Source organism: Paraburkholderia sp. BL27I4N3 (assembly GCF_003386115.1).
GTDB lineage: Bacteria > Pseudomonadota > Gammaproteobacteria > Burkholderiales > Burkholderiaceae > Paraburkholderia.
This window is the reverse complement of sequence record NZ_QREJ01000001.1, coordinates 4943069-4968607: the sequence shown is the minus strand read 5'-3', so window position 1 is coordinate 4968607 and position 25539 is coordinate 4943069. Positions and strand designations below refer to the sequence as shown.

26 protein-coding genes and 2 pseudogenes are annotated in these 25539 nt (G+C 62.6%); 19 read left to right on the top strand and 9 right to left on the bottom strand.

The window, feature by feature from the left end:
* Nucleotides 1-212: 212 nt before the first annotated feature.
* Nucleotides 213-761, bottom strand: coding sequence for a hypothetical protein (locus B0G71_RS22660; RefSeq protein WP_116144317.1), 549 nt, complete (start codon nt 759-761; stop codon nt 213-215).
* Between the two features lie 314 nt (nt 762-1075).
* Here B0G71_RS22660 and B0G71_RS22650 point away from each other — a divergent pair, with 314 nt between their 5' ends.
* The 9 genes from B0G71_RS22650 to fnr all read left to right on the top strand — a co-directional run bounded on the left by B0G71_RS22650 (nt 1076) and on the right by fnr (nt 11933).
* Complete coding sequence (locus tag B0G71_RS22650; RefSeq protein WP_258875640.1) at nt 1076-2200, top strand: PAS domain-containing sensor histidine kinase; 1125 nt, start codon at nt 1076-1078, stop codon at nt 2198-2200.
* 505 nt (nt 2201-2705) lie between these two features.
* Nucleotides 2706-4682, top strand: a complete 1977-nt coding sequence (acs, locus tag B0G71_RS22645; protein WP_116144313.1) for an acetate--CoA ligase — start codon at nt 2706-2708, stop codon at nt 4680-4682.
* A 120-nt stretch (nt 4683-4802) separates the two neighbouring features.
* Nucleotides 4803-5408, top strand: coding sequence for an acetate uptake transporter (locus B0G71_RS22640; protein WP_116144311.1), 606 nt, complete (start codon nt 4803-4805; stop codon nt 5406-5408).
* 120 nt (nt 5409-5528) lie between these two features.
* Nucleotides 5529-7160, top strand: coding sequence for an oleate hydratase (locus B0G71_RS22635; RefSeq protein WP_116144309.1), 1632 nt, complete (start codon nt 5529-5531; stop codon nt 7158-7160).
* Nucleotides 7161-7447: 287 nt separating this feature from the next.
* A complete protein-coding gene (locus B0G71_RS22630) occupies nt 7448-8284 on the top strand; it encodes a universal stress protein (protein ID WP_116144307.1) in 837 nt (278 codons plus the stop codon).
* Nucleotides 8285-8509: 225 nt separating this feature from the next.
* A complete protein-coding gene (locus B0G71_RS22625) occupies nt 8510-9856 on the top strand; it encodes a PAS domain-containing sensor histidine kinase (RefSeq protein WP_116144305.1) in 1347 nt (448 codons plus the stop codon).
* A complete protein-coding gene (locus tag B0G71_RS22620) occupies nt 9853-10503 on the top strand; it encodes a response regulator transcription factor (protein WP_116144303.1) in 651 nt (216 codons plus the stop codon). Before B0G71_RS22625 ends, B0G71_RS22620 begins: the two co-directional genes overlap by 4 nt.
* 217 nt (nt 10504-10720) lie before the next feature.
* Nucleotides 10721-11152 (top strand): response regulator, encoded by a 432-nt coding sequence (locus tag B0G71_RS22615; protein ID WP_116144301.1) that lies wholly within the window; start codon nt 10721-10723, stop codon nt 11150-11152.
* A complete protein-coding gene (fnr, locus tag B0G71_RS22610; protein WP_116144299.1) occupies nt 11145-11933 on the top strand; it encodes a fumarate/nitrate reduction transcriptional regulator Fnr in 789 nt (262 codons plus the stop codon). Before B0G71_RS22615 ends, fnr begins: the two co-directional genes overlap by 8 nt.
* An 81-nt stretch (nt 11934-12014) precedes the next feature.
* On the opposite strand, the gene B0G71_RS22605 is transcribed toward fnr, so the two are convergent.
* Entirely contained in the window at nt 12015-13001 is a 987-nt protein-coding gene (locus tag B0G71_RS22605; protein WP_116144297.1) for a zinc-dependent alcohol dehydrogenase family protein, read from the bottom strand.
* A 97-nt stretch (nt 13002-13098) separates the two neighbouring features.
* Nucleotides 13099-13374 (bottom strand): DUF1488 domain-containing protein, encoded by a 276-nt coding sequence (locus B0G71_RS22600; RefSeq protein WP_116144295.1) that lies wholly within the window; start codon nt 13372-13374, stop codon nt 13099-13101.
* 235 nt (nt 13375-13609) lie between these two features.
* On the opposite strand from B0G71_RS22600, the gene B0G71_RS22595 reads away from it, so the two are divergent.
* The 8 genes from B0G71_RS22595 to B0G71_RS22560 all read left to right on the top strand — a co-directional run bounded on the left by B0G71_RS22595 (nt 13610) and on the right by B0G71_RS22560 (nt 16667).
* Nucleotides 13610-13945: a cytochrome C gene (locus B0G71_RS22595; protein ID WP_181916810.1), complete on the top strand. Its 336-nt coding sequence runs from the start codon at nt 13610-13612 to the stop codon at nt 13943-13945.
* 71 nt (nt 13946-14016) lie between these two features.
* Nucleotides 14017-14391: a DUF3564 domain-containing protein gene (locus tag B0G71_RS22590; RefSeq protein WP_116144293.1), complete on the top strand. Its 375-nt coding sequence runs from the start codon at nt 14017-14019 to the stop codon at nt 14389-14391.
* Nucleotides 14392-14428: 37 nt separating this feature from the next.
* Complete coding sequence (locus B0G71_RS22585; protein ID WP_116144291.1) at nt 14429-14860, top strand: hypothetical protein; 432 nt, start codon at nt 14429-14431, stop codon at nt 14858-14860.
* A gap of 181 nt (nt 14861-15041) precedes the next feature.
* Nucleotides 15042-15332, top strand: a complete 291-nt coding sequence (locus B0G71_RS22580) for a type II toxin-antitoxin system CcdA family antitoxin (RefSeq protein ID WP_258875639.1) — start codon at nt 15042-15044, stop codon at nt 15330-15332.
* Entirely contained in the window at nt 15256-15513 is a 258-nt protein-coding gene (locus tag B0G71_RS42690) for a CcdB family protein (protein WP_116144289.1), read from the top strand. Before B0G71_RS22580 ends, B0G71_RS42690 begins: the two co-directional genes overlap by 77 nt.
* A gap of 233 nt (nt 15514-15746) precedes the next feature.
* Nucleotides 15747-16094 (top strand): hypothetical protein, encoded by a 348-nt coding sequence (locus tag B0G71_RS22570; protein ID WP_116144287.1) that lies wholly within the window; start codon nt 15747-15749, stop codon nt 16092-16094.
* Nucleotides 16095-16209: 115 nt separating this feature from the next.
* Entirely contained in the window at nt 16210-16521 is a 312-nt protein-coding gene (locus tag B0G71_RS22565) for a hypothetical protein (RefSeq protein ID WP_258875638.1), read from the top strand.
* A gap of 2 nt (nt 16522-16523) precedes the next feature.
* Nucleotides 16524-16667 (top strand): hypothetical protein, encoded by a 144-nt coding sequence (locus tag B0G71_RS22560; RefSeq protein WP_258875637.1) that lies wholly within the window; start codon nt 16524-16526, stop codon nt 16665-16667.
* Nucleotides 16668-17025: 358 nt separating this feature from the next.
* Here B0G71_RS22560 and B0G71_RS42030 read toward each other — a convergent pair.
* From B0G71_RS42030 to B0G71_RS22540, 4 genes and pseudogenes are all read right to left on the bottom strand, one after another.
* Nucleotides 17026-17213: pseudogene (locus B0G71_RS42030) on the bottom strand (aromatic alcohol reductase); the annotation flags it as partial.
* A 76-nt stretch (nt 17214-17289) separates the two neighbouring features.
* Complete coding sequence (locus B0G71_RS22550) at nt 17290-18570, bottom strand: cytochrome c (protein ID WP_116144285.1); 1281 nt, start codon at nt 18568-18570, stop codon at nt 17290-17292.
* A gap of 12 nt (nt 18571-18582) precedes the next feature.
* Nucleotides 18583-20835 carry a xanthine dehydrogenase family protein molybdopterin-binding subunit gene (locus tag B0G71_RS22545; RefSeq protein WP_116144283.1) on the bottom strand — a complete coding sequence of 751 codons (2253 nt, stop codon included), beginning with the start codon at nt 20833-20835 and terminating at the stop codon, nt 18583-18585.
* A gap of 1 nt (nt 20836) precedes the next feature.
* Nucleotides 20837-21292: a (2Fe-2S)-binding protein gene (locus B0G71_RS22540; RefSeq protein ID WP_106280786.1), complete on the bottom strand. Its 456-nt coding sequence runs from the start codon at nt 21290-21292 to the stop codon at nt 20837-20839.
* A gap of 404 nt (nt 21293-21696) precedes the next feature.
* On the opposite strand from B0G71_RS22540, the gene B0G71_RS22535 reads away from it, so the two are divergent.
* Both B0G71_RS22535 and B0G71_RS22530 read left to right on the top strand, forming a co-directional pair.
* Nucleotides 21697-22095 carry a hypothetical protein gene (locus tag B0G71_RS22535; protein WP_106280784.1) on the top strand — a complete coding sequence of 133 codons (399 nt, stop codon included), beginning with the start codon at nt 21697-21699 and terminating at the stop codon, nt 22093-22095.
* A 441-nt stretch (nt 22096-22536) separates the two neighbouring features.
* A pseudogene (locus tag B0G71_RS22530) lies at nt 22537-23354 on the top strand (alpha/beta fold hydrolase).
* Between the two features lie 10 nt (nt 23355-23364).
* Here the strand turns inward: B0G71_RS22530 and B0G71_RS22525 are convergent.
* Nucleotides 23365-24339: a peptidoglycan DD-metalloendopeptidase family protein gene (locus B0G71_RS22525; RefSeq protein ID WP_116144281.1), complete on the bottom strand. Its 975-nt coding sequence runs from the start codon at nt 24337-24339 to the stop codon at nt 23365-23367.
* A 623-nt stretch (nt 24340-24962) separates the two neighbouring features.
* Nucleotides 24963-25379, bottom strand: coding sequence for a hypothetical protein (locus tag B0G71_RS22520; RefSeq protein WP_116144279.1), 417 nt, complete (start codon nt 25377-25379; stop codon nt 24963-24965).
* Nucleotides 25380-25539: the final 160 nt, after the last annotated feature.

Here is a 25539-nt window from a genome sequence, read left to right as displayed (position 1 = left end):
CATCACTGATACAAACTGGCGTTGCATCTCGCGCCCCGCGCTGCTCCACGCAGAACCTGCTGGCCGGGATGGGCGCATTCCAGCGCGTTTCGATGCCGGGCGTTCACTGATCTTCGCTCATCGCATCACGCACGCTGTATCAATGACTTTAGGCTCGGTTATGAGGCACCGATTGACATGTATCAAGCGGCCCGCATCGCGGGGCGGGGCGTTTAGCCGACATGAGGTTCCCCTTGCTTCTCCCCGCCACTGGCGACCGGCGATGCGCCCCGACTCGCCAAGTCGAACGGTGTAACTTGACTGGCGCCAGCGCGGCCTGCCCGCCCGTAAGGCATGCCCGCCACCGCGCTTTGCGTCTGTTGCTGCCACGCCTGCCACGGCAGCATGACCGGACTCATAGGGACATGCGTCGGCCATTGCTCGCGCCAGGCCGATTGCCAGGTCGCCAACGCTTCGCACAGGCCTTCGCTGAATCCGCGCTGCCCCTGCACGGCCGAACCCAGCCCCTGCTGCCAGAGGTTCACGGTGGTCGCCAGGTAATCGCGCACCGAGGCCTGATATGACGTCGCGAATTCGCTCCAGTCACCAGCGGCCGCGGCCGCATTGCGAACGGCATGCGCCGCCGCCATATCGCGCCGGGCGCGCTGCATCTCGAACTCGCAGGCCCGCTGCCGGGCTTCGTGGCTGAAACTCAGCATTTGTAGCGCGAACGAAAGACTCGCGCGGTAGAGGTCGAACGGTGTGACGAACCGGTCTGCCATGATGGATCTCCTGACTAGATGAAGCGGTCCGCACGCGTGCGGCGCGAGGCCGCGGCGAACATGGGCGCGGCGGCAGTGCGTTCAATGTAGACGCGGCTGTCAGGAGCCGCTTGACCTGAATCAACCGCGAATCGGCTTGCCACGAACGTGTGCGCATTGCGCCGTCCGTCAGGCCGTTTCGCGATGCGTTCATTGGGGCGAAACATGCTGACAACAGTTGGCAGAAGCGGCATCATTCGGCGTAGAGTAGCTTGTCTGCTCTATCCTGCATTGAACCGACCGTCCGCAAATCACACCCTTTGCCGGAGATACAGGTGGTCTTCAACTGGAACGATGCAAAGCGCAGTGCCGGAGCGGAGAACGATTCCGACGTACCGCTCGAGTACCGCTATCAGTTGCTGATAGACGCGGTGCAGGATTACGCGATCTTCATGCTTGATCCGGCCGGTCGCGTGGCAAGCTGGAACAGCGGCGCGCGCAAAATCAAGGGCTATGCGGCCGACGAAATCATTGGCCGACATTTCTCGATTTTCTATACGCCTGAAGATGTCGCCGCCGACAAGCCGGGCCGCGAACTGGTCCTCGCAACCACGCAAGGCCGGGCCGAAGACCAGGGCTGGCGTGTACGGCGGGACGGCTCGCGGTTCTGGGCGGACGTCACGATCACGGCGGTGCATGATTCGTCTGGCGCCCTGCTGGGTTTTGCCAAGGTCACCCGTGATATGACCGAGCGCATGCGACTCGCCGAACTCGAGCACGCAAGCGAGATGTCCGCGCAGATGCAACTCGTGCGCGAGGACGAGCAAAGGCGCGTTGCCCGCGAGTTGCATGACGATCTCGGCCAGCAACTCACCGCGCTCAAGATGGGCATCGCCGCTCTGGAGCCGCGCCTTGCCTCGAGCAGCAGCGATCAGCAAGCCGGAATCGCCGCGGCGGGCGAACTGCAACGTCAGATCGACAGCATGATGGCCTCGTTGCGCCGCATCGCCGCCAATTTGCGGCCGCCCATGCTGGACGATCTCGGTTTCAGCGCGGCGCTCGAGTGGATGGTGGACGATTTCTCGCACCGCTTCAAAGTGGCAGCCACACTGCGCATCAATATCGATGACGCGGACCTCACGTCGTTCGCCGCCACCAACCTCTATCGCATCGTGCAGGAAGCGCTGACCAATGTGGCGCGGCATGCGCAGGCAAGCGAAGTAGTGGTTGAGATATCGAGCGACGCCAACCTCTGCACGATTTATGTCGCAGACAATGGCTGCGGAACCACGGTGGAAGACGCTGGCAAGCGCGGCTCGTTCGGTTTGCTCGGCATGCGGGAGCGGGTGCGCCTGCTGCGCGGCACGCTGACAATCGATAGCGCGCCCGGCAAGGGTTTCAGGATCGCCGCCCAGGTACCAATCAGCGCGATTCGTCCGGACGAGACGCCGCCAGCTTGACAGGTTCGGCTGGCGCCCAGGCAGCGCGCGTTTCGCCGCCGAGTGCCGAGACCCGCAACGCGCAAATTCTGCTTCATGTCCACACCGCCTTCAGCAGCGCACAAACTGTTGGCCGCCGCTTTTCCATTTCTGCCTGCCCATTTTCACGGTCAGCGGCACGACGTGTCGTTGCAGACCACTCGCCTGCTCTTTAAAAGTATGGCCAGGACGCCGCGGGCGATTTGATGTCGATCATCGTCTGTCGCGAGAGCAGCGCGCTGTTAGTCACGACGACTGGTGGACGCCAGACTCCTGCCATGACCGAGTACAGCGCTCCGCTTCCTGCTTGATATGCATCAATGGAGCCGGCCGCGACTCAGTCATAGTCGGCCTACACCCACGCTGATTTGCCGCCGCCCTGCAAACGACGGAAAGCAGGCGCCCGCACCCCATGGCCAGCAAGAGCCCACTCTCATCGGTGAAGCGTTACGCGCTGCGCCGCCTTCATGATTCATGTGAGGAGACTATGTCTACCATCGATACCCTTCCGCCCACCGCCACCACGCTGCAAATTCCGCTTGCCCGGCATGCCAGCATCGACGGCATGGAGGCTTATCGCGCTCTCGTTGCCGAGGCTGAGCAGGATCACGAAGCGTTCTGGGCGCGTCTTGCCCGCGAACATCTGGATTGGCGCCGCCCATTCACGAAGGTGCTGAACGACACGAACGCACCGTTTTATCAGTGGTTCGAAGACGGCGAGCTGAATGCGTCCTACAACTGCCTCGATCGCAACCTGATCAACGGGCTCGCGGAGAAAACCGCGATCGTGTTCGAGTCGGACGACGGCAACGTCACGCATGTCACGTATCAGGCGCTCTATCACCGCGTCTGCCGGCTCGCCAATGCGTTGCGTGCTCGCGGCGTAAAGAAAGGCGACCGTGTGGTGATCTACATGCCGATGTCGGTTGAAGGCGTGGTCGCGATGCTCGCGTGTGCCCGCATCGGCGCGCCGCACTCGGTGGTGTTCGGCGGTTTTTCCGCCAGGTCGTTGCACGAACGTCTGATCGATGTCGGCGCGTGCGTCGTCATTACCGCTGACGAGCAGGTTCGCGGCGGGAAGACATTGCCGCTCAAAACGATCGTCGACGAAGCGCTCGCGATGGGCGGCACGGAGAGCGTCAAAACGGTGGCAATCTACCGGCGCACAGGCGGCCGTATTCCATGGATAGCTGGCCGCGATGCATGGCTGCACGAACTCGAAGCGGGCCAGCCGAACACCTGCGAGCCCGAGTGGGTGGGCGCGGAGCATCCGTTGTTCGTGCTTTATACGTCAGGCTCCACGGGCACGCCGAAAGGCGTTCAACATAGCACCGGCGGTTATCTGCTATGGGCCGCACTGACGATGAAGTGGACCTTCGATATCAAACCCGCCGACGTGTTCTGGTGCACGGCGGACATCGGCTGGATCACGGGTCATACCTACATCTGCTACGGACCGACCGCGGTCGGCGCAACCCAGGTGATCTTCGAAGGCGTGCCCACCTATCCGAACGCGGGACGCTTCTGGAACATGATCCAGCGCCACAAGGTCAGCATCTTCTACACGGCACCGACGGCTATCCGCTCGCTCATCAAGTCCGCAGATGCCGACCGTTCGGTACATCCGGACCGCTTCGACCTGCGCAGTCTGCGTCTGCTCGGCACGGTCGGCGAGCCGATCAATCCGAGCGCGTGGACGTGGTATGCCCGGCATGTCGGCGGTGGGCGTTGTCCTGTCCTCGACACTTTCTGGCAAACAGAAACCGGCGGGCACATGATTTCACCGCTGCCAGGTGTCACTCCGCTCGTGCCGGGTTCATGCACGCTGCCTATGCCCGGCATCGACGCGGCGATCGTCGACGAGACCGGGCATGAAGTTCCAAACGGACACGGCGGCGTGCTCGTCGTCCGCAAGCCGTGGCCTTCGATGATCAGGACCATCTGGGGTAATCCGGAGCGCTTCCGGCATGGTTACTTTCCCGAAGAGCTTGGCGGAAATCTGTATCTTGCGGGCGACGGCGCAATCCGCGACCGCCACACGGGCTACTTCACCATCACCGGCCGTGTCGACGACGTGCTGAACGTTTCCGGACATCGGCTCGGAACAATGGAAATCGAATCGGCGTTGTCGGCGCATCCGCTGGTCGCCGAGGCTGCGGTGGTCGGGCGTCCCGACGAGACCGCCGGCGAAGCGATCGTCGCGTTCGTGGTACTCAAGGCGACGCGTCCGTGCGGTGCCGATGCGAAGCGCGTGGCCGACGAATTGCGCGCATGGGTGGGCAAGGAAATCGGCCCGATCGCCAAGCCGAAAGACATCCGCTTCGGCGATGCGATGCCAAAGACGCGCTCGGGTAAGGTCGTGCGCCGTCTGTTGCGCTCCGTGGCCAAAGGAGAAGCCATCGTGCAGGACACGTCGACGGTTGAAAACCCGGCTGTGATTTCCCAGTTCGCAGACGCCGCCTGACAGGCAAGCGATAAGTGCTCACCGCCCTGCTTCCGACGCAATTCGAAGCCGCGCGTGCATGGCATGCACGCGCGCGCAACCCCAATTTCAGCGTTCCTGTATGGAACGGAGGATGTCATCATGAACATCAAAGCTCCCAATCCCGCTTCACTCGGCCTCGCCGGTTTTGCCCTGACGACGTGGCTGCTCAGCATGATCAACGCCGGCTGGTTCAGCGGCAATGCGATGGGGATGGTGCTCGCCGTCGCCTTCGCATACGGCGGCACCGCGCAGGCGCTCGCCGGACTCATGGAAATTCCTCGCGGCAACACCTTCGGCGCGACCGCTTTCCTCAGCTACGGCGCGTTCTGGTGGTCGCTTGCCCTGTTCGTGCTGTTTCTGCACGGCACGGTGCCGGCGGCCTTTATCGGTTGGTATCTGTTTCTGTGGGGCGTGTTTACGTTGTACATGTGGGTGGCGACGTGGCGCGCCGCGCGCGTGCTGCAATTGGTGTTTCTCTCGCTGTGGATCACGTTCTTCGTGCTTGCCGCGAGCGAATGGACCGGACTGGAATGGCTGCATCACGCCGGCGGGTATCTGGGCATGCTGACCGCGCTGCTGGCGTTTTATCTGTCGGCTGCGGAAATCATCAACGAGACGCATGGGCGCGTGGTACTGCCGACCGGCGCAGCGACTGAGTCGCTTGCGGTGACCTTGACGGTTCAGGAAGAGTTGCGCAACGCATAAGCGGCCGCGTTGCACTGCGCTGGCGTGTCCAGTCGCGCTCCGTTGATCCAACTCAACGGGTGTGCCTGCCGCGCGAGTATGGTCTGGGGAACACCTCCACGGCTATCAGGGGATCCCACCATGAATCATTCCGCATATCCCGCCAAGCATCCGGTCGCGGATCGGGCCCGGGAAGAAAACATCGCACCCGGGCATTTCTATCTCGTGGGAGGCGGTATTGCGTCGTTGGCCACCGCCGCCTTCCTGATTCGCGACGCCGATGTGCCCGGCTGTCTGATCACGATCTTCGAAGCACTCGACAAACCGGGCGGCAGCCTCGACGGCACCGGCTCGCCGCAGGAAGGCTACGTCGTGCGTGGCGGCCGCATGCTCGAGAGCAAGTATCTGTGCACCTACGATCTGTTCGATTCGATTCCCACGCTCGACGGCCGCAGCAGCGTCACCAAGGAAATCTTCGACTGGAACGAGACGATTCGCACTTCCTCGAAAGCGCGCCTCGTGCGCAACGGCCGGCGCGAAGACGCGCCTCCTTACGGACTCGCGGAGACGCACCTGCTCACGCTTGGCCGTCTTTCTCTCGAACCCGAAGCGCTACTGGGCGACAGCCGGATCGCCGACCACTTCGAGCCCGACTTCTTCGAAACCAATTTCTGGATCATGTGGTGCACGACGTTCGCCTTCCAGCCATGGCATAGCGCCGTCGAATTCCGGCGCTACCTGCTGCGCTTCACCCATATGACGCCGGGCTTCAACCAGTTGCACGGCATCATGCGCACGGTATACAACCAGTACGATTCGATGGTGCGGCCGCTGCGCAAATGGCTCGACGAACGCGGTGTGCGATTTCGCGCCAACACGCGGGTCATCGATCTGCGATACGACGAAAGCGGCGCACTGAACCGGGTCGCGGGTATTGTCTGCGAACAGGACAACCGTCGCATTGAAGTTCCGGTGGGCGAAGCCGATAAGGTCGTCGTCACGCTCGGTTCGATGACGGCGGGTTCGAGCCTCGGCGGCACGAACCGCGCTGCCGTGCTCGATCATCAAGACAGTAGCGGCGCGTGGGCGCTCTGGAAAACGATCGCGGCGGGACGCGCCGAATTTGGCCACCCATCCGTTTTCGCGGATCACGTCGACGAATCGAAATGGCTCTCCTTCACCGCAACGTTGCACGATCCGACATTGTTCCGCCTGATCCGCGATCTGACCGGCAACGTGCCAGGCGAAGGCGGCCTGATCACGTTTCCTGAATCGAATTGGCTCGCCTCGATCGTCCTGCCGCACCAGCCGCATTTCATAGGGCAGCCGAAGGACGTCGAGGTGTTCTGGGGCTATGGGCTCTTCGTCGACAGGCGTGGCAATTTCGTCGGCAAGCCAATGATCGAATGCACGGGACGCGAAATCATCATCGAGCTACTCGGTCATCTACACGTTCAGGCGGAGGCGCCGCGTATTCTCGACGACGCGATCTGCATTCCGTGCCTGATGCCGTTCATCACCAGCCAGTTCCTGCGGCGCAAACGCGGCGACAGGCCTGAAGTGGTACCCGAGGGTTGGGCGAATCTTGCGTTCGTCGGGCAGTTTTGCGAGTTGCCGAACGACGTCGTGTTCACTGTCGAATATTCGGTGCGCTCCGCGCAGACCGCGGTGTACACGCTGCTTGGGTTGAATCGCTCGGCTCCGGCGGTGTACAAAGGCCAGTACGACCCTCGCGTGGTGTATGGCGCGGCTTCGGCGCTGCGCAGCCACTGAGTGCGCTGCGGCCACTTCGCCTATCCGCTGCTCGTGCTCGGCGCGATCGCGACGGTGGTCATGGGCTCGGCCGCCGTGCTGATGCTACTCCCTGCCTAGACACGGCATGCGGCATCAGCAGGCCCGCTCCAGCGCTTCGTCATGCGTGAGATGGCGTTTCAGCACGCTGACGAAAAGCCGCGCGGCGCCGCAGCCGTCGTTGATCTGCATCAAAGGGGCCGCCGCCATCGTTCCTAGACTCAAGCTCACTTATCCGCGCTTCACCGTCCCTTCCAGGAGCGAATGCCATGAGCTACAAAACCATCGTTGTCCACCTCGACACCAGCCCCAACGCCCATCCGCGTCTCGAAATCGGGCTGCGTCTGGCCAAACAGTTCGGCGCACATCTGACCGGCGCCTTCGCCGTCTTCAGTCCGGACCCTCGCTCCCTCTATGTCATGGCCGGGACTGCGGAGTATTACCGGCAGCATGAAGAGATGCGCGCGGAGCGGCGCGCGGCGCTCGAACGGCTGTTTCACGCCGAACTGCGGCGCGCCGACGTGCCGGGCGAATGGGTCGCCATCGACGAGCCCGCCAGTCTCGCCGTGCCGCGTGCGGGCCGCTGCGCCGACCTCATCGTGGCAGGCCAGGACAATCCGGAGGATCCGGAATCGTATGTCGGCGACTTCTTTCCGGAAAACCTCATTCTGTCGTGCGGCCGCCCGGTGTTGCTTGTACCTTACGCAAGCAATGAAAGGTCGGCAGGCGGGCGGGTCCTGGTCGCGTGGGACGGCAGCCGCGAAGCCACACGCGCCGTGCACGACGCGCTGCCGTTTATGCGCACGGCGAGCAGCACGAAGATTGTTACTGTCAACGGGGTGCACGAATTCGAGCGCGCTCGCATCCCCGGCGCGGACATTGCCACCGTGCTCGCACGGCACGGCGTGCAGGTGGAAATCGCCGACATCGAAACCGGACCGGGCGGCTCGGTCGGCGAGGTGCTGCTGTCACAGGTGGCCGACAGCGGCGCTGATCTGCTGGTGATGGGTGCCTACGGTCACGCCCGCTGGCGCGAGCTGGTGATGGGCGGCGCCACGCGCACGATTCTTCGCTCGATGACCGTGCCCGTGCTGATGTCGCACTGACTGGCGCCGGAACCGGCCCGGTACGTGGCCGCCCACACTCACGCAACGAGCACGCCGACTGGCGGCACTGGCATGTGGCGGGCGTTTCACGGAAAATGAACGCAAATCAGTGGTTCGCCAGGGGCAGATGCCGCCGAACCAACGTGTCCGCCTGACGCGCCGCCGTATGGGCATCGGCGGGCAACGCGACCAATCCTTGTTCGCAGCCTTTCCAAAGAGGCGCACATGCCCGTCAGTGGTAGCACGCCCCCCTCCCGCACTGCCGCTTTGCGCGGGCGGTCCGGCTCGTTTGCGGCGTCGCCGGCTCTCGCAGCGGCGACCGTGTTTGTCGTGACACTGGCCGTCATGCTGGCCGCGCGGCGCTGGTTCGATCCCGTGCTGATCATCTGCGTCGCCGCCGCTTTTCTCCTCGCCGCGAGCGCGTTTGTGCTCGTGCGCACGCATCGAAATGGCGCTCATGCAAACAGCGAAACAAATGCAGGCATTAGCCAGTCCGCCTTGAACGAGGCTCGCATGATGGCGATCATCCGTTCGTCGATGGAAGCGATCATTACGATCGACGAACAGCAGCGCGTGGTCATCTTCAATCCCATGGCGGAACAGATTTTTGGCTGCTCCGCCATGGACGCGATAGGCGCCCCGCTCGCTCGCTTCATTCCGGAGCGGTTTCGGGCGGCGCACGCGCAGCATGTCGCCCAATTCGGCGTGACGGGCGTGTCGGACCGGCAGATGGGCAATCAACGCGTGCTGGCGGGCTTGCGCGCCAACGGCGAGGAATTCCCGCTCGAGGCCTCCATCTCGCAGATTCGCGATGGCGACACGCGGCTCTACACGGTGATGCTGCGCGACATCACGGAACGCGTCAAAGCGGAGCGCGCGCAACGTCAGGCGCGCGAGGAACTGCGCGAACTGTCGGCCAATCTGCAGAAGATTCGCGAAGACGAGAAAACACGCATCGCCCGTGAACTGCACGACGATCTTGGCCAGCAACTCACCGCGCTGAAAATGGATATCTCGTCGGTCGAGCTGGCGCTGGCTGCTTCGGCTGGCGCGGCGGTGCTCGACCAGTTGCAAGGCATGCGCCGGTTGATCGATACCACCGTGGCCTCGGTACGCCGCATCGCGGCGGATCTGCGGCCGGTCATGCTCGACGACCTCGGGCTCATTCCAGCGATCGAATGGCTCGCCAACGACTTCACCAACCGCTACGGCATCGACGTGGAGCGTCAAATCGAGACCGGCGACGCTCGCTTCAGCCCGGCAGGCGCCACCGCGCTGTTCCGGATCGTGCAGGAGGCGTTGACAAACGTTGCGCGCCATGCCGACGCCACTCTGGTTACACTCAATCTGCAGGCGAAAGACCAGGCCTTCGAGCTCAGCATCGCCGACAATGGTCAGGGAGCGCACCGCACGGCGGAGCCGGCGGCCAAGTCGTTTGGCTTGCTCGGCGTTCGCGAACGCGCGCACATGCTAGGCGGGGCGGTCGAAATTCATACCGCGCACGGCAAAGGCTTTGTGTTGACTGTCACCATTCCGGTGGAGACCGTACAAGTGCAGGAGATACAAACATGACGCGCGTCCTGATTGCCGACGACCACGCGCTGGTGCGCGACGGCCTGCGCCATATCCTGCAGAGCACGAGCGGCTTCGAAGTCAGCGGCGAAGCGAACGATAGCGTCAGCACCATCGCGCTGATCCGCGAGCGGGCAGCCGACGTGCTGGTGCTCGATCTGTCCATGCCCGGCCGCAACGGCGTCGAGTTAATCAAGCAGATCAAGGAGGAAAAGCCAACGCTGCGCATCCTGGTGCTGACCATGCACGCCGAGCAGCAATACGCGGTGCGCGCGTTCAAAGCCGGCGCGTCCGGATACCTGACGAAGGAAAGCGCGAGCGCCGAACTGGTGGCGGCCGTGACCAAGGTCGCTGCCGGCGGTGTGTACGTGAGCCTTGCGATGGCCGAACGGTTCGCGCAAAGCCTGAATGAACCGACCGATCTGCTGCCGCATCAACGGCTGTCGGATCGGGAATTCGACGTCCTGAAGCGTATTGCAGCCGGTCAAACGATCACCGAGATCGCGGCCGAACTGTGTGTGAGCAGCAAGACCGTCAGCACGTACAAGACGCGCATCCTCGAAAAAATGCAGATGCCGCACGAAGCGGCGCTGGTGCGCTATGCGATGCGCCACAAACTGGTCGGCGACGAAGAGGACGACATCTGAGCGCCTTCGCAGCCGTCCGCTTGCGGGTGCCGCCGCACTGTGACCCGGAAAACGCGCGCCTCTGATCTGTAGCTCGACACATACGCAGCGCACTCAGCATCTTCCTAATCCGCCTGACCATCGTGTAGGAAACTCCCTACACACCTTCCCGCTTGCCTACTTGAAGTTCATTCGGCGCCGATTTTATTTTGAGACAGCGCGACCGATACTTCGAGCCATGAACTCAAGCCCTGACCGCCGCGCGCTGCGTGTGTTTCTCGTCGACGATGCCGTGTTGGTGCGGCGCCGCCTGGCCGCGCTGCTCGGCGCACTCGACGGCGTGGAGATCGTCGGCGAAGCCGAGGAGCCTGCCGCGGCATTCGCGGGCATCGGCGCGGGCATGGCTGATCTGGTCGTGACGGAGTTGCATCTAAGCGGCGGCACCGGCCTGGAGTTGCTCGGGTTGCTTGCACAAAGAATGCCGCATGTGGTTGTCATGGTGCTGACGAACCATTGCGGCACCTGGTTTCGGCGCGCATGCCTGATAGGCGGCGCCCACTACTTTTTCGACAAGACCGGCGAATTCGATCTCGCGCGAAACACGATCCAACGGATCGCTGGCGAACATCGCACGCACGCCCTCTTTCAATCAGGAGCACACCATGTCTGACGTCGCCGCATCTCCCGCCATCTCGCCCGCGCTTGCCCGTTCGCAAGGATCCCCACCCTCCGGACAAGTATCGGCAAATGCAAGTGCGCCGCGCAAGGGCGCACTGCGCTGCACGGCCTGCTCGATGCGCTTGATCTGCATGCCGCACGGCCTGACAGCCGAAGAATTGCAAAGGATCGAATCGCTTATTTGCCCGTCGCGAACCATCAAACAGGGCGAAACGATCTACCGTGCGAACGACTCGTTTCAGAGCATCTACGCCGTACGCGCGGGCTCGTTCAAGACCGTTGTCATGCATCGCGACGGCCGCGAACAGGTCACGGGCTTCCATCTCGCCGGCGACTCGCTGGGCCTCGACGGGGTCTGCTCCGGCTACCATAGTTGCGATGCTGTCGCACTCGAAGACAGCAAGGTTTGCATCATCCCATTCCATCTTCTCGAAGCCATGTGCCGCGAAGTCAAAGCCGTCCAGCAACACGTGCACCGCATGATGGGCGGCGAGATCGTGCGCGAGTCATCGCAGATGATGTTGCTCGGCACGATGTCCGCCGAGCAGCGGGTGGCGACATTCCTGCTGAATCTGTCGGACCGCCTGAGAATGCGCGGATATTCGCCGGCGGAATTTCACCTGCGCATGACGCGCGAGGAAATCGGCAGCTATCTGGGAATCAAGCTCGAAACGGTCAGCCGGATGCTCTCTAAATTTCAGCGCGACGGACTGCTCGATACGCACGGCAAGGACATCCGGATTCTCGATCACGAAGGCCTTGTGCGGGTTTGAATATAGACGCGGCTCGCGACCCGGCCGTCGGCCGCAAACGCCGCGATCGTAAGGCGATGCCGGCCGCCGGGCCCGGCCACGCTAACGGACAGCGAGCACTGCCGCACCCGTGAGCCTGCCATCGCGCAGATCGCTCAGGGCCTGATTGGCCTCCGTCAGCCGATAAGTCGTCGTTTTGATTTCGAGGCGCGTCTCGCCCGCAATGCGCATGAAGGCCAGCCCGTCATCGCGGGTCAGATTCGCGACCGACACCACGCGCCGCTCGCCCCACAGAAACGCGTACGGAAACGACGGGACGTCGCTCATGTGAATCCCGCCGCAGACCACCACGCCACCTTTCGCGACCGCTTGCAATGCTAACGGAATGAGTGCACCGACCGGTGCGAAAAGCAAAGCCGCATCGAGTTCCTCGGGCGGTGCCTCCGCACTGCTGCCCACCCACGCCGCGCCGAGACGCAGCGCGAGTTGCTGGGCCGCGTGATCGCCCGGGCGCGTGAACGCGTACACCGTGCGCTGCTGATGACGCGCGACCTGCGCGACGATATGCGCCGCGGCGCCGAAACCGTAAATGCCGATGCGCTGCGCGTCGCCCGCCATGCTCAACGTGCGATAGCCAATCAGGCCGGCGCATAGCAGCGGCGCCGCCTCGATGTCGGTGTACTGCTCCGGCAGATGAAAGCAGTAGCGGCTGTCGGCAATGGTGCGCTCAGCGAAACCGCCGTCGATCGTATAGCCGGTAAATTCGGGATCGTCGCAAAGATTTTCCCGCGCCGACAGGCAGTAGCGGCAATGCCCGCACGTGTGGCCAACCCAAGGCACGCCCACCCGGTCTCCGAGGACGAACCCCGTCACGCCCACGCCGAGCCCGGCTACCGTGCCGACGATTTCGTGACCTGGAATGACAGGCTGTTTGGGATGCTCGAGTTCGTGGTCAACCAGATGAAGATCGGTGCGGCACACGCCGCACGCATGAATATCGATCAGGATCTGGCCGGCACCGGGCACGGGATCTGGCAACTCCTGCTCACGCAAAAACGACGTACTGCCGTCAAATAGCATCGCACGCATAGGATGATTCTCCTCGAACTTGCCTGAGCGACCAATACCCGGCTTCCTGCCGGCGTGACGCATCGAAAGAGGCGTGCGCTCCGCCGTCGCATGGGATTCACTCGCAAAAGCGGAAGTAGCCGCTGTGCATCAGCACCGGCTTGGCGCCGATCTCGTTAAGCAGTCGCCTCGCTGCGTGTTCGATCGGATGCCGGTTGGAATTGAATGCGGCGATCAAATCGTCTTCGCGCAGCGAGACGGCGCCGAAATGATCTTCTAGCGCCTCCGCGGTAATCGCGCACTGCACACGCGCACCATCCACCTCGGCCGGAAACGCGACGACGAGATCACGCGCGCAATACTCCGGATGTTCCTCAGGAAAATAAATCTTCATGTCCGCACCTGGTTCGTCGCGCAGGATGGGAGGCTGGGACAGCGTTTCTGCACGCCTACGCGTCGTGCACCGCATTCTCGGGGCCGCCCGTTCTGTGCGACACCCGTCTGTCATCAGCATAGGAGCTAAGCGCGATACGTCAAATTCAGGGCTTGCGTCCTGGTTGACCGAGGTCAACGGCACGCAAGCCACCGCTCCTACACTGAACTTATTCCGTTGCAAAGGAGCGCGTGCCTTGAACACACCATTCCGAAGCTGTCTGGCGGCATGTGCCGTGTTTGTGCTGGCTGCCTCTACCGCGCACGCCGAGCCGGAGCCGACCGCGTTAGTCGATCAGCAGCATTGCATGTTTTGCCACACGCGCGATGCGCCGTTCCTCGCGCCGTCGTTCGAGCAGATCGCCGAGCGCTACCGTAATGTGCCCGACGCCCAGTTCATGCTTGAGCACAAGCTACGCCTCGGCGGCAAAGCGCATTGGGGTGATATGGCGATGCCGTTGCCCGCTGATCGCGGCGGCCCGTTGTCGGCAGAGGATGCGCGCACGCTGGTGGAATGGGTTCTGAGTCAATAACCCATCCTTTAAGTCACGACTTTCGCGGTCCAATTCGCTGGAACACGACTGCATGTTACGGAGAACTCTCCATGCGCCTCACAGTCCACCTTGACACGTTCGACCGTGCCCATCCGATGGCATTTGCAATCCTGTGGCTCGACAAAGATATCCGGCAATGGTCGCGCGAAGGTCACCACGGCCTTGACCTGCCCGAATGGGGCGTGCTGCACGTAGATTGCGGCAATACGCTCGTGTGCGGCCCGGACGGCTCGGCGCCGGTTTGCGTGCTCGAAGGGCTCGACCTTAACGCTTGCGCCGGGCCTTTCGAGGGCGAGACCGGACGTGCACAGTGGTGCGCGGAACGCGGCCGCGACCTGATGTCCGGCCACTGGCACGTGCAATGTATCGACACCGATCAGATCGCCCCGGAACACGGCCTTTTTGCCGCCGGGAATGACATGTGAAGCACGCACTTCACCGACACCTCAAGGAGCGAACTTCATGGGACTCACGACCGATCTGGACGGCGCGCGGCACGCTTACGGGCTCTGTTTCGTGCGTGCGCCGTGGGCGTATTTCACGCGTATACCGCTCGCTCAGCAGTGGGGCGACGGATGGGAGCGTGTGCCCTATGAAAAACACGCCGGCCCGCCTTATGACGATGCGGCGCAGCAGATCCTGACCGTCGCATTTGACGGGCCGCTGCTGCCGCCCGACGCGGGTTACGACAGCCATGCGCGCAGCGTCAACGAAATCAATCGAGGTGACGCGCCATGGCTGCGCACGCAGAATTTCATCAGCAACGCGCCGGTTCGGATTGCCGCGGGCGTGTCACTCGAGAAATTCGTGGAACTGGTCGAACTGGCCGGCGGCCGTGTGTTTGCTCCGCTAGGATGGGGCGCGCTGCGGCTGGAGCCGAACGACGCTTCGTAACGCATTTAATATCAAATACTTGCACCGGCATTTTTCCGATCGAATTTGCATGCGTCGCCCATGACGTACCTCAGGACCGCCCTGCCTGACTGCGCCATATTGCTTCCTTTTATAACCAGCCACCAACCAATGCCCTTGCGATCCATCGAGCTTGTGCGTCACCATGCACATGGTATGCAACATGAAGCCGCACATGGGTAAAGCACTCGAAGTTCGACCGCGTAAATCCACCAACGTCACCTTGCCGCCGGAGGTGCTGGAGCGGGCCAAGCAGTGGGTTATTAATCTTTCGTGGGCGAGCGAGCGCGGCGTGCGCGAAGAAATCCAGGAGGCGGAGGCGCGCCGTTGGGCGGACGATAACGCCGAGTTGGTCGCCGCTTACACCATGATGGTCGATCGCGACGGGCTTCCGCTCGCGAAATGCAGGACGTTTAAAGGCCCGGTTCGATCTCTACACGAACCCCGACATTGAGACGCGCAAACTTGCGCCTTACCTACTCGACGTGCAAAGCATCCATGTCGGCATTCTGCCGGTGCGCATCGTGATTCTTCTGCGACCTCTCCGACATCTTGCCTTCTCCGGCAAACCATTCGACCTGCTTCCCGTTTTCGAAATCAGCGGCGAAGAATGTTTGCTTGATACGCTGGCATAAGCGCGGTTCCCCTGACCGCTCTCGGCAAGTGCATCGGATCCCTCACAGATCGACGTTAGACCATCCTCGCGGCGCTCGCCCGGAACTTGGGCGCATACTGAGCGATAACAGGACGGCTTTGTTCAAATGGCACAACCCTCGTATCAGCAAATCAGGATCAAACTTCTAAACATTTATCTCGCGGTTGCGCTTCACCCTTGAAGCCGCCCCGGGAAACCGCGATTGGAGATGCAATGGAATTCAACAAGCATCAGGAAAGGCTCAAGCAGAGTGGCGCAACTATGCGTCCTGGTCCGCCGAGCCTATTGGCGAAGGTACTAGCCGTGGTGACAGGCGCTGCCCTACTCGTCGTGGGGTTCGCCGTTTCGCTTGTGATGTTGGCGGCGGTGCTTGGAGCAGGCATTTTGATCGGCGGTTTTGTCTGGTGGAAAACGCGCGATCTGCGCAAACAGCTTCGCGAGCAAGCAATGCGCGCACAGCAAACGCACGAGCAACAGGTGCACGTGCGTGCGGGACAACGCATGGATATCGACAACGTGGTCGAGGACGTCGAGTTCCACGACGAAACTCGACAGAAATAATCACGGCACCGTGACTGCGCATGCGCTCCGTTACCGGGTGCGGAGAGGAATGTTCAGTATGGCTCTGTCGCACCAAGGAGCTTTGTCAAGTCGAAGGCGTGCCATATAGAATGCCGTGACCAAGTGCGATCGCAGTCACGAGGTTCCTTTCAGCGTAGGCCGGCGGCAATTTCTCGGCTACACCGGCGCCGGGATGCTCGCGGCGGTGCTGCCCGGCTGCGGCAACGGCGACATCCAGTCGACGCCCTATCAGCAGACCATTGCGCTCGGTCAACAGATGATCCAGCAGGCCGTCAGCGATCCGTCGAATCCCGTCGCCGCGATCTCGATCGCAATGGTCAAGGGCAACACCGTGCGTTCTTCGCGACACTCGCCGAACTCCCGGGCTACGTGCTGTACGGCAACGATGATCTTCGCTATGAACTGATCGTGCCGCTGAGTGATACGCTCGGCGGCATGTCGATCAAGGTGCAGGGCAATTTTGGACGCGACCTCTACGAGGTCCGTTTCGCGTCGACCGCGGCAACTTCGCTGACGATCGGCAGTTCGATCTACGCGCGGATCCGACAGTGAGTCGTTCCATGACGCCGGGCCTCGCGGTCTGCGTCGACGGCATGGCGTTTCGCGTACGAGGCGCCTGGCGAGCATGCGGTGGTCTTCGGTTTGCCGCAGCGCGCGCACCATGTGTCGCTGCAATTTCTCGCGCAGAAACGACCCGGGATGGCTGTATGAACGACGGCTTATCCGCAGCAGCGAGGGCTGACAACCAACTTCGGCCACCTGCTGCATTGCTTTCACACGCCGACTTCGCCGAGCAGAATTCGGTGGAAGTCAGTACGGAATACGGCAGCCCTTCCCCATCGCCGGGGTCGGGCTTTGTGTTCGGGAAAGCTGTCGTGGATGCCGTTTGCCTGGACGGTCGGACTCACGATTACTCGCTGCGGCCCGAAGTAAGGTTTGCATTGATCCACGATGCCACGTCGGTGACCGGAATGGCGCGGTGTTGATTGAACGTCCCCTTCTTGTTCCATGCGACGCCCCGCCCTTCAGCAAAAGCCGCACGATACTCGCGTCATATCGTGCGGCAAGCGCCAACTCGTCCAGCAAATACTGCACGCTCCGCGTCGCCTCGCGATTCTCACGCGCGCCACTGACCACTGGCTGTCGCCGTATTTTTCTCGCCACCCTCGCAGAACTAACGAGCCGCGTGCGTCGACTTGCGCAACTTCGCCACGTCGTCCGCCGTCACCGCGGGCGCGCCGTTGTTCCATCCGGCGCGCACGAAAGTCAGCACATCCGCGATCTGCTGGTCGTTCAGCACCGGAGCGTACTTCGGCATCGGATACGGCGCGGGAATGCCGCCGATCACCAGGTCCTCGGTGCCGTTCAACGTCACGTTGATCAACGACGACGCATCCTTCTCCAGCACGTTCGGATTGCCGGACAACGGCGCGAGCATCGGCGCGAAGCCGCGTCCATCGACACCGTGGCAGTGCATGCAATACGCCGTATAGACGCGCGCACCGGCATCGTTCGCGGGACGGTTCAGCGACACCTTCGTCGCCTGCGGATCGTACTTATAAGGCGGCGCACCGTTGCCCCCTGACGGCGGCAGCGACTTCAGATACGTCGACATCGCCGCGATATCCGTATCGTTCATGCCCTGCGTGCTGTTGTTGATCACGCTGGTCATCGAACCGAATGCGGAGGCATGGCGATTCGCGCCGGTCTTCAGAAACGCCTGCAAGTCCTGATCGTTCCAGCGGCCCAGACCGACGTTCTGCTCGCCGGTGAGGTTCGCCGCGAACCAGCCGTCGAGCACGCCGCCGGTCAGGAACGCGCTGCCGCTTTCATCCAGCGCCTTTTCCTGGAACGCGATGCCGCGCGGCGTATGGCACGACCCGCAGTGTCCGAGCCCCTGAATCAGATACGCGCCCCGATTCCACGCGACGTCCTTGCCCGGCTTGTCCTGATAGACGCCTTTATCCAGGAACACCATGTTCCAGAACTTCAGCGGCCAGCGCATGTTCAACGGCCACTTGATGTCCGGCTCGCGATTCGCCTGCTGCACCGGCGCCACGCCGCTCATGAAATACGCGTACAGCGCTTTCATGTCGTCGTCGTTGACCTTGGCGTACGACGGATACGGCATCGCCGGATAGAGGTTGTGGCCGTCTTTCGCCACGCCTTCGCGCATCGCCCGCGCGAAGTCCTCTTCCGTATAGCCGCCAATGCCCGTCTGCGGGTCCGGCGTGATGTTGGTGGTGTAGATCTGGCCCATCGGCGTGGCCATCGGCAGGCCGCCCGCGAAGGGCTTGCCCTTCGGCGCCGTATGACAGGCGACGCAATCGCCGACCTTCGCCAGATAAGCGCCGCGTTGCACCAACGCCTGATCCGCCGCTCGCGCCGGAGTCTGCGCGAACAACGGCAGTGCCACGCACAGCGCCGCGCCGAAACCCTTCAGTGTGTTTTTCATGTCGGGCTCCGTTCAGACGGTTTGCAGTTGGCTGCCGACCGGCAATTGCCGCAGCCGCTTGCCGGTGGCCGCATAAATCGCGTTGGTCAGCGCGGGCGCGAGCGCCGCCGTGCCGGGTTCGCCGATGCCGCCGGGCGCCTCGCTGCTCTTCACGATATGCACATCGATAGGCGGTGTCTGATCGATCCGCAGCATCCGGTAATCGGTGAAATTGTTCTGCTCGACGCGGCCGTCCTTGATCGTGATCTCGCCGTAGAGCGCCGCCGTGATGCCGAAGATGATGCCGCCCTGCACTTGCGCTTCGACCGTGTTCGGATTGACCACCATGCCGCAATCGACCGCACACGTTACGTGCTTGACCGCCACCTCGCCCTGCTCCACCGCGACGTCCACCACCACCGCAAAGAAACTGCCGAACGCGTGCATGACCGACACGCCGCGCCCTTGGCCCTTGGGCACCGCGCTGCCCCAGTTCGCCGCTTGCGTGGCGACGTTGAGCACGTTCAGCGCGCGCGGCGTCTTGCCGAGCAGGTCCTGACGGTATTTGACCGGATCGACTTTCGCCTGCGCCGCGAGTTCGTCGATGAAACTCTCCACCACGAAGGTCCCGCGCGTCGGTCCCACGCCGCGCCAGAATGCGGTGGGCACCGTGCGCGGTTCCTGGCGAACGTAGTCGATCAGCTGGTTGGGCAAGTCGTACGGCAAGTCCGATGCGACCTCGACCGCGTCTGGATCGATGCCGTTCTTGAACGCGGGCGGCGCGAACCGCGCCAGTATCGAGGAGCCGACAATCCGGTGCTGCCATGCGACCGGTTTGCCATTCGCGTCGAGCCCGGCCGAAATCTTGTCGTAGTAATACGGGCGGTACATGTCGTGCTGAATGTCTTCCTCGCGTGTCCAGACCACTTTCACCGGCGTCGACACCTGCCTGGCCACCTTCACGGCTTGCGTGACCATGTCGAACTCGAGCCGCCGGCCGAAGCCGCCGCCGATCAGATGGTTGTGCACGACGATCTTGTCGGCGGGCAGACCCGTGACCGCCGCGGCGGCATCCACCACACGCGTCGGCACCTGCGAGCCGAGCCAGACCTCGCAGCCGTCGGGGCGCACATGCACCGTGCAGTTGATCGGCTCCATGGTGGCGTGCGCGAGAAACGGCTGCTGATACACGGCGTCGACGCGTGTCTTCGCATTGGAGAACGCATTGCCGACGTCGCCATCTTTACGCGCCACCGCGCCGTCGCGCTGCGAGGCATCGGCGAGCTCGTCGACGATCTGCTTCATCGACAGGTTCGCGCCCGCTCCTTCGTTCCATTTGATGACGAGCGCCTGCACGCCGCGTTTGGCGGCCCACGTGTGGTCGCCGATCACCGCGACCGCGTTGTCGATCTTGATGACCTGGCGCACGCCAGGGATTTTCTTCGCGTTGGTGTCGTCGACACTGGCAAGCGTGCCGCCGAACACCGGGCAGTTCGCAATCGCCGCGTAGACCATGTCGGGCACGCGCACGTCGAGACCGAACATCGCGGTGCCGTCCACCTTCTCCGGCGAATCGAGGCGCTTAACCGCCGTACCAATCAGCTTGAAGTCCTTCGGGTCCTTGAGCTTGACGTTCGGCGGCACGGGCAGACCGGCAGCTGCCGTCGCCAGCTGACCGTAACCGATGCTGCGCTTGCTGGCCTCGTGAATCACCTGTCCGGCCTGCGCATGGCAGCTTGCCGGATCGACCTGCCATTGCTGCGCCGCCGCGCTGATCAGAATGGTGCGCGCAGTGGCGCCCGCTTTGCGCATCGGCTCCCACGCGTAGCGGATCGAGGTCGAGCCGCCCGTGAGCTGGCCGCCGAGCAGCGGATCCATAAAGAGCTTTTCGTTCGGCGGCGCGTGATCGATGGTGATCGTGTCGAGCGGCACTTCGAGTTCTTCGGCGATGAGCATCGGAATCGACGTGTAGACGCCCTGGCCCATCTCGACCTTGGGAATCACGAGCGTGACCTTGCCCGCGGTATCGATCTGGATGAACGCGTTCGGTGCGAACACGCCGCTTTGCGGCGTTTCTACGCCGTCGCCGCCGATCACCGATTTGCCGGCCTTCTGATCCTGGCTAGCGGCCGGCATGCTGAAGCCGAGCAGCAGACCGCCGCCCGCCGCCGCGCCGACCGTCACGCCGAACTTCAGAAAGCTGCGGCGTGAAAAGCCAGCTGCGGCGCGCGCGCCGGCCTTCGACGCTTGCGCGCCGTTCTGCGAATCAAGCAATCCCTGGGACATATCAAGCCCCCTTGGCGGCTTGCTTGATCGCCGCGCGGATACGGTTGTAGGTTCCACAGCGGCAGATATTGCCGGCCATGGCGGCGTCGATGTCCGCATCGGTAGGATTGGGGTTGCCTGCCAGCAGCGACGCCGCCGACATGACCTGCCCCGACTGACAGTAGCCGCATTGCACCACGTCCAGTTGACGCCAGGCCTGCTGCACCTTCTGACCGGCCGGCGTGCTGCCCACCGCTTCGATCGTCGTGATCTTTTTATCGCCGACGGCCGCTGCCGGCAATACGCACGAGCGCACCGCCACGCCGTCGAGGTGCACGGTGCACGCGCCGCATTGGGCAATGCCGCAACCGAACTTCGTGCCGGTCAGACCGACGATATCGCGCAAGACCCACAAGAGAGGCATGTCGGGCGGCGCGTCGACGGTGTGCGTCTGGCCATTGATATTCAGCGTTGTCATGGAGCGGCTCCGAGTGGGGTTTATTGTTTATCAAGCTGTTTAGACAGAGACGTCAGACCAAAACATAAAGACTCGCCGCGTTTATTCGACTAACTGGACTAATACGCATGGTGTTTTTCCGGTCCTTGAAAACGGCGATAAATGCATGGGCGCGAACCTGCCGATACTGACCGGCGAATTGTAGACGCGCATTAAAAAATTCGCCTCGTGGCTGCACACTGCGGTCAGCCCGATGCATTTCGCGGGTGCTGAGTGCGCGGTTGAAAGGTGTTTTTAATCGACGGCAAACGATCCGCGCATCGGCCTTGATGATCGGCCTCTATACGCCAGTGAATCTAGTTGAATCAATGCCGGGCGATTTTGTTAGCATGGATCCGGTCTGACTATCCGAAGGAGCAGCACACATGGACGACTCGCAATGCACTCAATTCCTCTCGGACATTCGCCGGCCGCTGTTGGCGCTGCACAAAGCCATTCTCGATCACGAACGTGCCGTGTACGAAAAGGAATTTGGCCCGGTCACACCGGCAGCTTTCCTGCAGGTGCTCATCAACGGGTCGGGGTTCCGCTGGCTCGCGGCGCTCTCGACAGTCATAGCGAACGTCGACGAAATTCTCGACGATAAGGAAGCCGAAGCCGCCGACCGCATCGCCGCGGCCGAAGCGGTGACGGGACTTTTCTCGCCCGACCAGCCGAACAATACTTTTTTGCCACGCTATCTGCCGCTGTTGCAGGCCGATCCGGCGATCCTGCATCACCATGGCCAGGTGTCGCAGTTGTTGCGCGGGTACGAATCGAAGTAGCCGGTTGCGCGCGGCCTTCTGCGCTCGTGTGGTGCGAGTTCGGGCCGCGCTGATCATGTGGCGCGTTGCGTTCACCCGCCTCGGCTCCCGAATTTCCTCACCATTGAATACGCGCGCTTCGACCCATCGCGCCGTGTCTGCGCGATGACGGCATGGGTGCGCCGTCGTCGCGATTACTAGGGTTTTCGAACACGTCCAACGCAACGAGGCCTTGTTTCAGGCCAATTTATGCGCGATTCGTAAGAGTGCGTGTTGCCGGCCTCGCTCGTTTGCGATTGAAACGAGTGCGCGATCTGGTCATGGCTGAATTTGCCTGGCTTTGCTGAATAAAACAAAGGTGAGCTTCTGCGGGAGATCTTCAGCGGGAGCTACGAAAAGCCGGTCAGCATGCTTCACGAAGCCCTGCTAAGGTAGGCAGACCTTCTTGCAACGCTCATCGCCATGCAAATCTGGCCGCTCCCCGAAAGCTATGCCTTCCGCGATCAAACCGTGCGTTTCAACGTGACGGGCAATGGTCCGCCGCTGGTGCTGGTTCACGGCACGCCGTTTTCTTCATATGTGTGGCATCGCATTGCACCGCATCTCGCCCAGACACGCACCGTCTATTACTACGATCTGCTCGGCTACGGGCAATCCGAACAGCGCGACGGCGCGGACGTCTCGCTCGGCGTGCAGAACGCCTTGCTGGCGGAATTGCTCGCGCATTGGCAACTGACAAGCCCGGACGTGATCGCGCACGATTTCGGCGGCGCGACTTCATTACGCGCGCATCTGATCGATGGCTGCGACTACCGCAGCCTCACGCTGATCGATCCGGTAGCGGTCGCGCCATGGGGTTCGCCGTTCGTGCGGCATGTGCGCGATCACGGCGACGCGTTGCCGGACTGCCGCCGTACATTCACGAGGCGGTGGTGAAAGCGTATGTGCGCGGCGCGATCGCGCGCGAGATTGCGGACGACGAACTCGCGCCCTATGTGACGCCATGGCTCGGCGCAACCGGCCAGGCCGCGTTCTACCGGCAGATTGCGCAAATGGATCAGCGCTACACCGACGAGGTCGAAGCGCGCTATGCGCAGCTACGTTGCCCGGTGCAAATTCTGTGGGGCGAAGAAGACCAGTGGATTCCACTGGCGCGCGGCCGTCAACTGGCCGCGGCCATACCGGAAGCGCGCTTTCAGGCGGTGCCGAAAGCCGGCCATCTGATGCAGGAAGACGCGCCGGAAGCGATCGTCGCCGCGGCGCTGCTGTGGCTGGATTGAAGGCGCGCGCCTAGCCGCGTCCTTGGGGCAGGTACGGCATCGGATCGATCGGTTTGCCGTCGCGGCGCAACTCGAAACCCACGGAAACGCGCGAGTTCTTTTCGTCGCCCATCTCCGCGATCTGCTGCCCCTGCATGACGATATCGCCGGTTTTGACCAGCAGCTTGCGGTTGTGCGAGTAGGCGGTCAGAAAGTCCTTGTTGTGCTGGACGATGATCAGACTGCCGTAGCTGTTCAGGCCCGTGCCGGCGTACATCACCTTGCCGTCGGCCGCGGCGCGTACCGGATCGCCCGGCCTGCCGCCGATTTCGATGCCGCGTGTTTCGCCCGGCTGGAATCCCTCGACCACCCGTCCGCCCGCGGGCCAGGCCAGCGCTACGCCGTTCGCGTGCCGTGCGGTTTGATGCGCCACTTCGCGTGCTTCAGCGGAGCTAGGCGCCGGCGACTGCGGGGCTTGCGCGGTCTGCGCGGCTTGCGACGGTAACTGCGTAGCGCCCGGCGCCAACGCCGGCTGCCGCGCGGCGACCGAAGCACTCGATGCGGACGCCGCCGCGGCTTTCGCTGCCGCATTGGCGGCATTGGCCGCATTCACCGCCCGCACCGTTTCCGGCGACGCGACATGCAAGACCTGTCCCAACTTCAACCGCGAGGACGCCTTCAATCCGTTCCACGCCTGCAACTGCTTCACGCTGCAATGATGATGCTGCGCGATGCGCGCCAGGCTGTCGCCACGTTTGACGCGATACACGAGCGGCGGCGAATTCTTGAGCAGCGCGCTCCCGTCGGCATTGATGCCGGGCGGTGCAACCGCTGTCGCATCGGAGGCCGGCGCGGTTGCCGCCGGCGCACCGGACGCGAGCGCTGCGCCCGCTGCCGCGCCTGTCTGCGCGCCCTGCTGGCCCACATTCGCACAACCGCTGACCGCCAGCGCGGCCCATACGCCAGCCAGACTCGCCATCATTGTTCTGTCGAAGCGCTTTCCCATCTTGTTCGACTCCTGCCTCGTTCATTGGCGAGCTGGATGTTGCCTTGTCGCAAGCGATGCGCACGCCCGCACGGCGCGCTGCTTTCCCTGCGACACGACAAAGCCGCCTCGTGCGGCGCTCGCCCTCACCTTGCCGACCAATCCAACCCCTCGCCTTCACAAGCTGCCGAACACTTGGACGCGCCCATGGCGCCCGCCGAAACAGCCGATTTTCCGCGGAAAGGGCCAGATTGCCGATTAAAATTCAAGCGGAATTGTAAAGTGCGTTTTATACAAAACGCGTCGAGCCACATACTTTGATACAAACCTTACGCTGGGTATTGCGGAAAACGTTGCGCATGCAACGTGAACGCGCGGCGCGTGCCCGTCAGGCATCCGCATGACCGTCGCAATTCCGGTTGTTGCAGGACCGCGTTTCGTGTACTGCGGCGGATCGGGTGCGCGTTTGCAATTCATGCAAAAGGCACCTGCGGCCCCACCTCGGCAAACGCGCGATAACGTTTGCATTAACGGCAGAGTGGCGTGAAAACTTGAATCGTCAGCGGGTGGCGACCGTGGGTGTGAAGTGAGAGTCGTCGCGGCGCTCGGACGGAACGGCGTCCGTCCGGCGCGACCGGACAGGGCTAGCTGTAATACTGCCCCTGGTATTTCACGTAACCGACCGGGTGATGCGTGAAGTGCAGCACCGGCAGAACGGGATTGCGATTGTCTTCGGTGGGATAGGCTTTGGCGTCGGGGATGTACTCGCCCTGGGCTTCGATCGGCTCGCCTGCCTGCAAGTTGGGAATCTCATGCGCGAGGCCCTCGTTGTCGCCGAACCGCACGGCGACGAAGACCTCGGTGCCCACGAGATTTTCCGTACCGCCTTCGAACTTCACCACAGTGTCGATCTTGATGACGAAGTGCTGGTGATTGGCGCCGTTGTGATTTTCCGGGCTGGCGAACACCTTGCTGATCGTGCCTTGCACGCAGGCCAGCGGCGCGCCCAGCGAATAAACGTAACTATGATGCGGAAGGATCTCCGTCGCGCGATTGCTCATGAAGTCTCCGTGAAAGGAATCTGCCTTGCCTACGGCGGAAACGTAAGGGCGCGCCGCAAGCCGGTAGCGGCGCGATACCATTTGAGCAGACCATGGCGCGCGAGTTCATTGCGCGACATCACGAGGAGGCACGATGACCGAAGCGGCGCAAGCAAAAACC